Below are 12,449 nucleotides of genomic sequence, written 5' to 3'. Positions count from 1 at the left end.
ATTTCAGTGCCTACCTTAGTACTTATTATTGATAACCAATCTTCTTGATAACCAAACGGTTAACGCTGCATCTGATCGTCATGCAGCCATTGTGCGACTTGCTTAGCAAAATAGGTTAATACCCCATCCGCACCCGCGCGTTTAAAGCACAATAGTGACTCCATTACCGTCGGTTTCTCTTGCAGCCAGCCATTTTGTATTGCAGCCATATGCATCGCATATTCACCAGAAACCTGATAGGCAAAGGTCGGAACCCCAAAGGTATCTTTCACCCGGCGCACCACATCCAAATATGGCATACCCGGTTTAACCATCACCATATCCGCCCCTTCCTGCAAGTCCTGAGCGATTTCTTGCAACGCTTCATCGCTATTGGCCGGGTCCATTTGATAGGTTTTTTTATTGCCACCTTTCAAATTGCTACTGGAGCCAATTGCATCGCGGAATGGGCCATAATAACAAGAGGCATACTTGGCTGAATAAGCCATGATTTGTGTATGTACCAGCCCTTGAAGTTCTAACTTATCGCGAATAGCACCAATGCGGCCATCCATCATATCGCTCGGGGCAACAATCTCTGCGCCAGCGTCTGCATGTGATAAGGCCTGACGCACTAAAATTTCTTTGGTGATATCGTTAATGACATAACCATCAGCATCAATCACACCGTCTTGCCCATGGGTTGTGTATGGGTCGAGGGCAACATCCGTAAGAATACCTAACTCTGGTACAGCGTCTTTTAATGCACGTACAGTACGTTGTACCAGGCCATTCGGGTTATAAGCTTCTTCCGCGTGTAGTGACTTCATACCTGGTTCAATGACCGGGAATAACGATATGACCGGGACGCCAAGCTTGGCAATAGCCTCAGCTTCTTTCACCAACAAATCAATCGTCATACGCGAGACACCCGGCATAGACGAAACGGCTTGCTGATGGTTGTTTCCTTCCATAACAAACACCGGATAGATCAAATCATTAACTGTCAGCTGATTTTCAGCGACCAGTCGACGACTGAAATCATGACGGCGCACACGGCGCATACGGCGACCAGGGAAGGTGCCCGGAAATGCATAGCTCATATTGTTCTCCTAACTCAAACCAACCGGAAAATCCGGCGGGCGTTTTCATCAGTTTTCTGTCCCAGCCATTGAGGGTCTTCTTGTCGCCAGACAGCAACCTGCTGGACGATATGAGGCAGAAAGCAGGGTTCATTGCGGCGAGATGCAGGTTTAGGATGTATATCCCGCGGCAATAAATATGGGGCATCAGTTTCTAACAGCAATTGTTGGGCAGGAATACGCGGCAATAACGCCCTCAGCGCAAGGCCACGGCGTTCATCGCAAACCCAACCGGTGATACCGATAGATAAGCCCAATGCCAGACAGGAATCCAATTCATCAGCAGTACCGGTAAAACAATGCACAACAGCTGCGGGGATTTTATCTAGCCAGGGTGAAAGTAGAGTGATGAAACGATCATGTGCCTCTCGGCAATGCAGGAATACCGGCAAAGAAAGTTCAGCAGCCAAGGCTAACTGTGCTGTAAAGGCAACTTCTTGCTCAACTGGAGTAGAGAAATTGCGATTAAAATCCAGGCCACATTCACCAATGGCAACCACACTGACATGGGCTGCCAATGCCCTGATTTGCTGTTCCACATCTATTTGCCAACTGCTCGCATGATGGGGATGAACACCTGCGGTTGACCAGCAATAGTCCGGATAAGCTATTGCAAGCTCAAGGGCTGCCTGACTCTCTTCAGCATTTGTACCGGTAATCAGCATACCGGCAACACCAGCCTCTTTTGCCCGAGCCACGACTTGAGGACAGTCTTTTGTAAATTGTGAGCTGGTTAAGTTCACACCGATATCAAACATAAGTGTCCCAAAACAGAAGCCGCCCAGAGGGCGGCTAAAATATCAAAGTAGAAATTTAAGACTCTTTAGGATGATTATCGACTTCTTCATCCTCTTCCTCAACATCTGAACGCCGTTGTTTGCCTGTGTAGAAGCGAGCAAAGAATACACCCACTTCAAATAACAGATACATCGGAATCGCTAATAATGTTTGTGATAACACATCTGGTGGGGTGAGAAGCATCCCCACAACAAAAGCACCAACAAACACATAAGGGCGTTTTTTCTTCAATGCTTCAGGCGTTGTCACCCCAGCCCAGCACAGAAGAATTATCGCAATCGGTACTTCGAAAGAAATACCAAAAGCCATAAAAAGTGCCATAACAAAATCAAGGTATTTAGTGATATCCGTTGCGATAAGCACACTTTCAGGCGCTGTTTTGGCAAAAAAACCAAAAGCTAACGGGAAAACAACAAAGTAGGCAAATGCCATTCCCAGATAAAATAAGAAGCTACTAGATATCAGCAGCGGGACCATCAAGCGGCGCTCATGTTTATACAGCGCAGGGGCTATAAATGCCCAAACCTGATAGAGGATCATCGGCGCTGAAACAAACACCGAGACCATCATGGTCAATTTAATCGGGGTAAAGAACGGTGATGCGACATCTGTTGCGATCATACTGGAACCAACAGGCAGTTGTTTGATCAACGGTGCTGAAACCAGGTGGTAGATATCATTGGCAAAAAAAACCAATACGAAAAAAACCACTAAAATAGTGATGATGCAATTCAATAGCCGCTTACGCAGTTCTATTAAATGAGTAATAAGGGGTTGGGTATCATCAACAGCCATGTTTACCGATCGCCGCCAGGTTGGTGAGTTCGAGGTTGGTCAGCACCGTGTGAATCTGTGCTATGGGTGTCCACTGTAGCCGTTTGTACCTTAGTTACGGGTGTGTTCGTAACAAGAACCGGCTCTCTATCTACAGAAGAGATAGACGCAGAAAATGTCTCAACCTGAACAATGGGTTTCTCATTGTTATTAGAGGCGGTTTCAACCGCTGTCGGGGTGACAGTTTTATCAACGTCAGTAACCGGTGCTTGAGGTGATGCTTGAGCCTTCGTTGCAGACTCGGCGGGCGTAACACCATCATGAATAGCTTCCGGTTCGGTAACGAGCGGATTATGGATCGTGTGAGGTGCTTCCGAACCAATGTCGAAATGATATGAACGTTTCAGTGCCTCAGCGGCCTCTTTGAGTTCATCCATTGAGGCTTTCAGCTCTGGTGTCAGGTTCTGCAAACCGGCTTCTTCTGCTTTTTTCAGGCTGTCTTGCAACTCTTGAATCTTAAGCTCTTGCGCTAATTCGTTTTGCACAGTGGCCGCAAGTGAGCGCAATGTACGAATCCAACCCGCAACAGTTCTAACAGCAACCGGTAGCCGTTCTGGCCCGAGTACGACCAGGCCTATCACAAGAACCAGCAGCAGTTCACTAAACCCGATGTCGAACACAGCTTATCCCTGCTCTTTGTCGTGACTCTTAGACTCTTCAGCTTTAGCAACTGGCTGCTGTTTTTCAGTAATCGATTTGGCAAAGTCAGCATCGTTACTGGTTTTATTAGCGTCAGTTGGCGGAGTTTGTGGCTCATCACCCATCGCCTTTTTAAAACCTTTGATGGATGCGCCCAGATCTGACCCTAATGTCCGCAGTTTGTTAGTACCAAATAGCAGAACAACAATCACGGCAATGATTAATAACTGCCAAATACTTATACCACCCATTACATTCACCTCTATATACAAGGGTTATTCCACAGAGGGCCGCATTATACGTCATATAACCTCTGTGAATACCTATCTAACTTACCGCATTTTGAACTAGCGCATAGCTTCTTAAACAAATAAGCGACTTATTGAATAACTTTTACATAACTCATAAACCGCCCAATAGACTATCCACAGATACTTTCAGCGATAAATCATTAACTGGTTCGCCGCCAACCAATAAACCAAGCCAATACTCCAGCGACAATGAATCCAATTGAGATTTCTACCGCATTGGCCAAGAATAAAATGTTACCACTGACTAATAGTGTAGCGCCAACACCAAACAAATACCGTGATTGGCCCTGACGTTGTTGCTGGCCTTGCATTTGAGTTGTGAGTTTATCCACACTTTGCTGTAATAGCTTATGCTGTTGCAAACTGTCATACACAAGCTCTGGCAGCTCAGGAAATTTTTCAGCCCAAAATGGTGCTTTTTCTTTCAATGCACGAATAACCGCAGGCAACCCAACTTGATCTCGTAACCAGCTTTCCAGGAAAGGCTTCGCAGTCGTCCAAAGGTCAAGCTGAGGATAAAGTTGACGCCCTAAGCCTTCGACATACAACAAGGTTTTTTGCAGTAAAACCAACTGTGGTTGTACTTCCATATTAAAACGGCGTGCGGTATTAAAGAGGTTCAATAACACATGGCCAAAGGATATTTCGGCTAATGGTTTTTCAAAAATTGGTTCGCAGACGGTACGGATAGCGAATTCAAAATCTTCAACATTGGTATCACGAGGAACCCAGCCAGAGTCAACATGCAGCTCTGCAACCCGCCGATAATCCCGATTAAAGAAAGCAATAAAGTTTTCAGCAAGATAGCGCTTATCTGCTTTATTTAGTGAGCCGACGATACCGCAATCAATACCTATATAAAGCGGGTCATGAGGATGCTCATAACTGACAAAGATATTCCCAGGATGCATATCTGCATGGAAAAAACTGTCACGGAAAACCTGAGTGAAAAAGACTTGAACCCCGCGCTCAGCCAGCAACTTCATATTGGTACCTTGATCTTCCAAAGCTGCAATATCAGATACCGGAATGCCATAAATTCGCTCCATGACCAATACACTTTCCCGGCAATAATCAGAATAGACTTCGGGAATATAGAGCATTGGACTGTCTTCAAAATTACGACGCAGTTGAATAGCATTAGCTGCTTCCCGCAGCAAATTTAGCTCATCAAGCAGTGTTTTTTCATATTCGCGTACAACTTCCCGTGGACGTAATCTACGACCATCAGGTAAAAGTTTGGGTACCCAGCCAGCCAGACGGTACATCAACCGCACATCAGCTTTAATAATTGGCAAAATATCAGGACGAATAACTTTGAGTACAACTTCCTGGCCGTTCTCTTTTAAACGTGCCGTATGTACTTGCGCGATAGAAGCGGAGGCTAAAGCTTCTTGTTCAAAATCGTCAAACCATGTTTCTAATGGCCCTCCCATCGCGATTTCAATGTGCTTGCGTGCTAGCGCACCATCAAATGGAGCAACTCTATCCTGTAACAACGCAAGTTGATCTGCAATTGCTGGCGGAAAGAGGTCACGCCGTGTGGACATCATTTGGCCAAACTTGATCCAAACTGGCCCTAGCTCCTGCAAGGCAAGGCGCAAACGCTCACCCAGCGGTTTATCTTTATGACGATTAGGCAACCAGAAAAATAGATGACGACCAACACGTAATGGCAACGTCAAACGTATATTCGGGATTAACTCATCCAGCCCGTAGCTCAAGAAAACCCGAATGATAAGATACAGGCGCCGAAGTTCTCCTGGCGTCATTGTTTTGTCTCCATGGTTGCCAATCTGGCAGTCAAAGCCTCGGTTGCACGAGCGGTAGCATCAACCTCTTCGTTAAACCACACCACCTCCAGCGGCGCTGGCGCTATTTTCCATTCTTCAGTTATTGCTTCAGCAACATAATGCTGTTGCTGTTGAAACTGCTTACTGAGAAAACGGTTACTTTTATGGATGACCTGCCCAATAGTTTCCGCTGCAATATCACCAATATAGGGAGCCAGCCATTCAGCTGGTTCCCATTCAGCAAGATCAAGTAAGGTGATAAGTTGCTGAACGACTTGGATATCACCTTCGACAATCAATTCACCACTACGCATCAAAGGTGAAAGCTGTTGACGATCCCGCAACTTTGCCAGCACAGCAACGTTCGTTGTCACTGTGCAATCCGCATCACCATCCCATTGACTTAAAACATCAACCTGCCGCTCGCTAAATACTAATAGCAGAGGAAAGCTCACCTCACGCAACTCGATACTCAGCACTTTTCCCGCTAAGCGTAAACGTGCAGCTTTCAAACTTTTATCACGAAATAACACACTATTTAGTGATGTTTCTATAGCAGCAGTGATTAGTGGCGACAGCAAAGTTGGTTTCAGTGACAAGGATTTAAATATCAGTGATTTTAGCGGCATAACCAGATTCCTGTTAGAACTTGAAGCCCCGATGTAACGCAACAATGCCACCGGTTAAATTGGAATAGGTTACGTTTTCAAACCCAGCATCCATCATCATGCTCTTCAGTGTTTCTTGGTCAGGGTGCATCCGAATAGACTCAGCCAAATAACGGTAGCTTTCAGAGTCCTGCGCCACAAGTTCACCAATCTTAGGCAAAATATGGAAGGAGTAAGCATCATAGGCTTTACTCAAAGGTTCCAGAAGTGGCTTAGAGAACTCAAGAACCAGTAAGCGACCACCAGGCTTTAATACCCGAAACATCGATCGCAGTGCCTTTTCTTTTTCAGTTACGTTTCTCAAGCCGAATGAAATGGTAATGCAATCAAAGTAATTATCAGGAAAAGGTAACGCTTCAGCATTCGCCTGAACATAGCTGACATTACCGACAATACCTTTATCGCGTAGCTTTTCACGGCCCATACGCAACATTGACTCGTTGATATCAGCCAGAACGACCTCACCCTGTTCACCCACCAGACGAGAGAACTTAGCGGTTAAATCGCCGGTACCACCTGCCAGATCCAATACCCGTTGACCGCGCCGAACACCGCTACAGTCAATAGTAAAACGCTTCCAAATACGGTGAACACCGAACGACATCAGGTCATTCATCAGATCGTATTTAGCGGCTACGGAATGAAAAACTTCTGCCACCATGCCTTCTTTTTGTTCTTTGGCTACGGTGCGAAAACCAAAATGAGTGGTTTCCTTCTCCTGATCTACCATTTTCTGTGCCTGCTTTTCAGTCAATCTTTCGAGGAAGTGTACCAGAACTCCGATGAAAGCCCCACCTCACCTGGTATTAAGGCAACTGCTTAATCGCAGCTTTCTCAACATCATACAGAAGAGGAACATGCAACTAACCCTGATACTTCAGCGGTGCAGAATCACTTATCTCGGATTCTGCATCATCGGATAGCGCTAAATCGTCCTCAGGTTGATCTTCCAGGCTGGCTTTCTCTGCCAGTGTTGGACTAATAGGCCGTTTTACCTCGACCCCCAGAGTACGAAAACCTTCAACTTGCCCTATCAGGTTACCACGGCCTTGCGACAGTTTGTTCATTGCCTGACGATAACTTAACTGTGCTTTATCGAGGCTTTGCCCCAACGACTCCATATCATCAACAAATAAACGTAATTTGTCATAGAGTTTGGCGGCTCTCTCCGCAATACGTTGCGCATTTTGGCTTTGATGCTCGTAGCGCCATAAATTGGTAATAGTTCGTAAAGCCACCAGCAATGTTGTCGGACTAACCAACATAATATTGTGCTGTAGCGCTTCACTGATCAATTCAGGCTGACGGTCGATAGCCACCAAAAATGCAGGTTCAACGGGAATAAACATCAATACATAATCAAGCGAACGTAAACCAGGAAGTTGCTGATAATCCTTGCGACCCAGCATCCTGATATGCGCGCGTAGTGACGATAAATGCTCGCTTAATGCCGCTTCGCGCTCAATATCATCTTCACTGTTAAAATAGCGCTCATAGGCTATCAGTGACATTTTAGCGTCAATAACAACATCTTTCCCCTGCGGCAAGCGCACAATGACATCTGGCTGCATACGGCTATTAGTATCAATCTTTACACTAACCTGGGTTTGATATTCATAACCCTCGCGTAACCCCGAAGCTTCAAGTACCTTAGCTAAAACGACTTCACCCCAGTTTCCCTGGGTTTTATTATCCCCTTTGAGGGCCTTGGTCAGGTTTAGAGCTTCCCGCGCCATTTGAGCATTGAGCTGCTGTAAGCTACGGATTTCATGGGTTAAAGTATGGCGTTCACGAGCCTCTTGCCCAAAGCTATCCTGTACCTGTCTTCGGAAACCATCTAGCTGTTCCCGTAGAGGTAACAGCAAGCGATCCAAGCTTTGCTTATTTTGTTCATCTGCCCGACGGCCAGTTTGTTCAAAGATGCGATTTGCCAGATTTTCGAACTGAGTGGTTAGTCGTTGCTCACTATTAAGAAGCAGGCGTTGCTTCTCTTCTGCAGTCAGCCGTGTTTCTTCCAAACGAATAGTCACTTCGCGTAGTTCAGCTTCTTGCGCGCTATTGACTTCTCGTTGCGCCCGTAGTTCTTGATTGAGCTGCTCACACTCATTGCGCCAATGAGCTAATTGTTGCAGTTTTTCAGCATTTGCCGCGAGTTGGCTGTGCAAATTACGCTGCTCTAATTCACTTTGTCGCAATTGCTGTTCATTGCGTTGCAAAAGGGCCTGCAATTCTAGAGTGTTTTGCTGAGACTGTTGCAATGACTGCTCCAGTAACCGCCGCTCAATATCCTGCTGTGCTTTATTGCGCTGCTGAGACAAACTGGCAATCAGCCAGCCTATAAGCCCACCAAGGAGGCAGCCTCCCAGCCCATAAAATAAACTGATATCCACGGTTATCTCCCCATTAACCTAATGTCAGTCAAGGTAAGGGGATACTGTATGGATGTCCAGAGTGTTTTTCCGTTACATCCCATCTTGCGAAGCTGTGCGCATAAATAATAAGCAGATAAAAAACCGCTTACTTTACGACAAAGAAATGGGTTAAAACTGTCAGCCACAAAATATGGAGCAGCCTCAGAGCTCATGCAAAGTTAATCTATCCAGTGAGATAGCCACTGAATACCAAAAGCACCAGGAGCAAGAATACCGAATGCCCAAATGATGGCAGATGTGATATTAGCCAACTGGAAATAGAATTTTGGCATAGCACATATTCCGGCGACTAACGGGACAACTGCGCGCAGTGGGCCAAAGAAGCGGCCAATAAAAGCACCAAAGAACCCCCAGCGCTCAAAGAAAGCATGGCCGCGGACGAGTAGTTGAGGGTTGCGGGAAAGAGGCCACAGTGTGCCGACGCGATCTTTATAATGATCGCCAATCCAATAGGAGAGCCAGTCGCCAAAAAAAGCCCCTGCTACAGCCGCGGCCCAAATCGGCCAGAAGGAAATCCCACTTTCACCGATTAATGCGCCTAGTCCAAGCAAGATAACCGTGGCGGGTAGCAGTAAGGAAAGAAAGGCTAGCGACTCACCAAAAGCGAGAATAAACACGATAGGCATTGCCCATGTTTCATGCTCACGAACAAAATCAATAACTATAGTAATGACATCATTTAAGGTCACAGGCATTTTCCTGTTATCAATACAGTAGCCATTAGCATACTCAATGTGTCGACATTTTTACTTAACAAAAAATAAACGGCCGGGAGATTCCGACCGTTTATCAGGACTAAAGCTATCGATTTAGGATATCAGGCGTTGGCAGTAACCACCTTATTGCCAGCCATCTCAGCTGATCTACGAATCCACAGCTCACGCCATTTTTTCAGTGCAGATATCAGGATAATGACACCCAATGTCATCATGATGATAGAGATGATGCCATTAAACAGGTTGTAACCTTTCGCTGCTGAATTGAAGTACACGTGGGTGATCATCCAGTAACCAGCATAGTTTACGGTGACAAAGAGGTAAGCCAATGGAATCACACAAGTCAGCATGTAAATCCGTTTGGTTGCCAGACGCAGAATAATAGTGGCACCGATAATCAAACCAACAGAAGCCATTAGCTGATTTGATACACCAAACAGCGCCCAGACTGAGTTGATATCACCGGAATTAAGGAGGTAACCCCACAGCGCACAAGCAATAACACTGCATGCTAATGTGCCCGGTAACCAATCAGTACGTTTTAGTGGAGCCCAGATATCGCCTAAGAAATCTTGCAGCAGGTAGCGAGCAACACGGGTACCTGAGTCAACAGCTGTCAGAATGAATACAGCTTCAAACATCACAACAAACTGGAAGAAATAAGCAGCCAGACTACTGAACCACGGTACACGAATGAAGATATCCGTCATACCCACCGCTAAGGTGACAGCGCCGCCGGTACGGCCATACAAATCTAAGCCAATTTCCTGACTCAGTTTTGGTAGGTTAACCACTTCCATGCCCAGTACACTCCAGGCTTCGGCTGAAGAGTTAATCGCGAAGTAGTCAGCAGGATGTAAAGATGTTGCAGCGATCAAGGCCATTACCCCGACCATACACTCGGCCAGCATCGCACCAAAACCAACGGGTAAAATGTCACTCCATTTATCGATTTGTTTTGGTGTAGTACCTGAACCAATAAAGGCGTGGAAACCAGAAATAGCGCCACAGGCAATGGTAATAGAGATAAATGGCCAAACTGGGCCAGCCAGAACAGGGCCACCGCCGTGGATAAACTGTGTTACTGCTGGGAATTGAATTTCAGGGTTAATAAATACAACGCCAACAATCAGTGCACCGAATACGCCGATTTTCATAAAGCTGGAGAGATAACCACGAGGGGTCAATAACATCCAGACAGGTAGAGCCGTAGCGAAGAAAGCATACATTGGAAGAATGATACTGACGGTATCTGCTTTCAGCATGAGCCATTCGCCAAGCCATGTATGTTCAATATAAGGGCCGACGAACACGCACACCATAATGGCGGCGATACCAACATAAGAAGCCCCTTTCATGCTGCCGGTCATGCGTTCCCATAAGCCAACACAAATCGCGATAGGGATCGTCATGAACACCGCGAAAGTACCCCAAGGGTTACGTTCCAGCGCATGTACTACAACCATTGATAACCCAGCCATAGTAATAGTAATGATAAATAGCATTGCCAGACCGGTACACCAGCCCGCGACTGGCCCGAGTTCTGATTTAGCCACTTCAGATAGAGATTTACCCTGATGTTTCATCGAAGCGAACAGCACAACGGTATCGTGAACGGCACCGCCGATAACACAACCAATCAATAACCACAGGAAGCCGGGTAAATAACCATACTGGGCCGCCAATACAGGACCAACTAAAGGGCCAGCTGCAGCAATGGCTGCAAAGTGGCTACCAAAGTTCACCCATTTTTTAGTTGGAACGTAATCTTTGCCATCTTCAAAGGTGTGGGAAGGTGTTACTTCACTGTCATCGACGCGCAGAACCTTACGAACAAAAAAGATACCGTATAAACGGTAGCAGATCACAAGGACACACGCGGAGGCGATAACAAAGGTAATCGCATGTTGCATGAGCATTCTCTCCAGGGAATTTGTCAGGCGTTAACATACGCCTGCTCCCCAAGAGAAATATCAGCGAACTGGTTAAGCGGTAGTTTGCATCATTAAGCGGTTAAAAAGAGCCACTTAGTGGCGCAGACTGCTGACAAACTTCGATAACTCGATCTTGCAAGGCGAAGGCAGGTAGAAGAGTAAAGCATCCGCGCCAGGGGCGGCGCGTCTCGAGCCCCCAGGGAAGGGTCTACGGCGTCTTTACGAACTGCTTGTTTTCACCGTTACGGGTACTTTGTCATTAACTTCAGCCACTTAGTGGTGGCTCAATACAGGAGGAATAAGAAGATCAATCTATTGGTAAACGATTACTCCAGGAAATATGACTGCAACTTTTCGCGCTCAATGCTGCCAAGACCAAATTCCTGCTGTAGCCATTGCTCGCGGCTCCCGTAACGCTCTTGAATACATCGCAGTGCGGTTTGAATAAACTCTTCTCGAGCCGACAACACAAATGCAAACTGCCCTAGCGCCTGAGAATTTAGTTTTAGTGCCAATTCCGCCAGCATGTGTTCACGGAAAGGTGCCAGTGTTGTTTCAGTCAACAGGTAATCTTCCAATACCGTCGATTCATCAGCACCTAAAGCAAACAACACCAAAGCCGAACCCACTCCAGTACGGTCTTTCCCGACTGCACAATGCTGTACCACGCCAGCAGCGGCATGCTCTGGTGAGGCACTATTTTGTAGCAAACTGACTAACTGTTTATAAGCTTGATTATTAAATGGCAGGCGACGGTACAGCTCTAACATGAAAGCTCTGGCATCAAATGTTGCTAACGTCTCGTTAGTCAGTTTTTCCAGATTAGCGTTAACTTCACTGCTGAGTGGGTTGGCTGGAATATTGTGATAACTGGCACCTTGCCACACAATATCGGGCTTAGCCTGAACTTCATCCGCATCGCGGTAATCAAGGATTTGAGCGACAGAGCCGCTGCTAAGAACAACACAATCTTTGGTGCTCAAACGGTCAAGTGATCCTGAACGAAACAATAACCCGCGCTTAATACGCCGGCCATCTGCAACGACGTTACCACCGAGATCACGGAAGTTAATACCACCATCCAGTGGCAATAGGGAAGGATGAGATAGAGCAGATGTCGTCATGTTTTCCTCTTATTTTACTGTCCATTATAAGAACTATGACATTAACAGATAATCAGCCGAAAAAAAGAACGGGCCAGTA

Annotated in this window: 12 protein-coding genes; all 12 read right to left on the bottom strand. The window is 46.2% G+C overall.

Going from position 1 to position 12,449, the window contains the following annotated elements:
* Positions 1 to 59: 59 nt before the first annotated feature.
* Positions 60 to 1,082, bottom strand: coding sequence for a porphobilinogen synthase (gene hemB / locus FGL26_RS17305; RefSeq protein WP_005176297.1), 1,023 nt, complete (start codon positions 1,080 to 1,082; stop codon positions 60 to 62).
* A gap of 14 nt (positions 1,083 to 1,096) precedes the next feature.
* Positions 1,097 to 1,879, bottom strand: a complete 783-nt coding sequence (gene tatD / locus FGL26_RS17300; protein ID WP_005176300.1) for a 3'-5' ssDNA/RNA exonuclease TatD — start codon at positions 1,877 to 1,879, stop codon at positions 1,097 to 1,099.
* A 55-nt stretch (positions 1,880 to 1,934) separates the two neighbouring features.
* Entirely contained in the window at positions 1,935 to 2,714 is a 780-nt protein-coding gene (tatC, locus tag FGL26_RS17295) for a Sec-independent protein translocase subunit TatC (RefSeq protein WP_005165593.1), read from the bottom strand.
* Positions 2,715 to 2,716: 2 nt separating this feature from the next.
* Positions 2,717 to 3,373: a Sec-independent protein translocase protein TatB gene (gene tatB / locus FGL26_RS17290; protein WP_005176301.1), complete on the bottom strand. Its 657-nt coding sequence runs from the start codon at positions 3,371 to 3,373 to the stop codon at positions 2,717 to 2,719.
* 3 nt (positions 3,374 to 3,376) lie between these two features.
* Positions 3,377 to 3,643 carry a Sec-independent protein translocase subunit TatA gene (gene tatA, locus FGL26_RS17285; protein WP_005165598.1) on the bottom strand — a complete coding sequence of 89 codons (267 nt, stop codon included), beginning with the start codon at positions 3,641 to 3,643 and terminating at the stop codon, positions 3,377 to 3,379.
* A gap of 200 nt (positions 3,644 to 3,843) precedes the next feature.
* Positions 3,844 to 5,475: a ubiquinone biosynthesis regulatory protein kinase UbiB gene (gene ubiB / locus FGL26_RS17280; protein ID WP_005176302.1), complete on the bottom strand. Its 1,632-nt coding sequence runs from the start codon at positions 5,473 to 5,475 to the stop codon at positions 3,844 to 3,846.
* On the bottom strand, positions 5,472 to 6,125 hold the full coding sequence (gene ubiJ, locus FGL26_RS17275; protein WP_005176303.1) for a ubiquinone biosynthesis protein UbiJ: 654 nt from the start codon (positions 6,123 to 6,125) through the stop codon (positions 5,472 to 5,474). Before ubiJ ends, ubiB begins: the two co-directional genes overlap by 4 nt.
* Before the next feature lie 13 nt (positions 6,126 to 6,138).
* Positions 6,139 to 6,894: a bifunctional demethylmenaquinone methyltransferase/2-methoxy-6-polyprenyl-1,4-benzoquinol methylase UbiE gene (ubiE, locus tag FGL26_RS17270; RefSeq protein ID WP_005165601.1), complete on the bottom strand. Its 756-nt coding sequence runs from the start codon at positions 6,892 to 6,894 to the stop codon at positions 6,139 to 6,141.
* Positions 6,895 to 7,027: 133 nt separating this feature from the next.
* Positions 7,028 to 8,554 (bottom strand): DNA recombination protein RmuC, encoded by a 1,527-nt coding sequence (gene rmuC, locus FGL26_RS17265; protein ID WP_005176304.1) that lies wholly within the window; start codon positions 8,552 to 8,554, stop codon positions 7,028 to 7,030.
* A gap of 200 nt (positions 8,555 to 8,754) precedes the next feature.
* Positions 8,755 to 9,285: a DedA family protein gene (locus FGL26_RS17260; RefSeq protein ID WP_005176305.1), complete on the bottom strand. Its 531-nt coding sequence runs from the start codon at positions 9,283 to 9,285 to the stop codon at positions 8,755 to 8,757.
* Between the two features lie 128 nt (positions 9,286 to 9,413).
* Complete coding sequence (locus FGL26_RS17255) at positions 9,414 to 11,225, bottom strand: carbon starvation CstA family protein (protein ID WP_005165604.1); 1,812 nt, start codon at positions 11,223 to 11,225, stop codon at positions 9,414 to 9,416.
* Positions 11,226 to 11,572: 347 nt separating this feature from the next.
* Positions 11,573 to 12,370 carry a tyrosine-protein phosphatase gene (locus tag FGL26_RS17250; protein WP_005176307.1) on the bottom strand — a complete coding sequence of 266 codons (798 nt, stop codon included), beginning with the start codon at positions 12,368 to 12,370 and terminating at the stop codon, positions 11,573 to 11,575.
* Between the last annotated feature and the right edge of the window lie 79 nt (positions 12,371 to 12,449).

Source organism: Yersinia enterocolitica subsp. enterocolitica, assembly GCF_901472495.1.
Lineage (GTDB): Bacteria > Pseudomonadota > Gammaproteobacteria > Enterobacterales > Enterobacteriaceae > Yersinia > Yersinia enterocolitica.
The sequence above is the reverse complement of the archived record's forward strand: the minus strand, read 5'-3'. Positions and strand labels throughout refer to the sequence as shown.

Excerpts from the sequence above, each read along its gene's own strand:
- hemB (WP_005176297.1), bottom strand. The coding sequence starts at position 1,082 with ATGAGCTATGCATTTCCGGGCACCTTCCCTGGTCGCCGTATGCGCCGT.
- tatD (WP_005176300.1), bottom strand. The coding sequence starts at position 1,879 with ATGTTTGATATCGGTGTGAACTTAACCAGCTCACAATTTACAAAAGAC.
- tatC (WP_005165593.1), bottom strand. The coding sequence starts at position 2,714 with ATGGCTGTTGATGATACCCAACCCCTTATTACTCATTTAATAGAACTG.
- tatA (WP_005165598.1), bottom strand. The coding sequence starts at position 3,643 with ATGGGTGGTATAAGTATTTGGCAGTTATTAATCATTGCCGTGATTGTT.
- ubiB (WP_005176302.1), bottom strand. The coding sequence starts at position 5,475 with ATGACGCCAGGAGAACTTCGGCGCCTGTATCTTATCATTCGGGTTTTC.
- ubiJ (WP_005176303.1), bottom strand. The coding sequence starts at position 6,125 with ATGCCGCTAAAATCACTGATATTTAAATCCTTGTCACTGAAACCAACT.
- ubiE (WP_005165601.1), bottom strand. The coding sequence starts at position 6,894 with ATGGTAGATCAGGAGAAGGAAACCACTCATTTTGGTTTTCGCACCGTA.
- FGL26_RS17255 (WP_005165604.1), bottom strand. The coding sequence starts at position 11,225 with ATGCAACATGCGATTACCTTTGTTATCGCCTCCGCGTGTGTCCTTGTG.
- FGL26_RS17250 (WP_005176307.1), bottom strand. The coding sequence starts at position 12,370 with ATGACGACATCTGCTCTATCTCATCCTTCCCTATTGCCACTGGATGGT.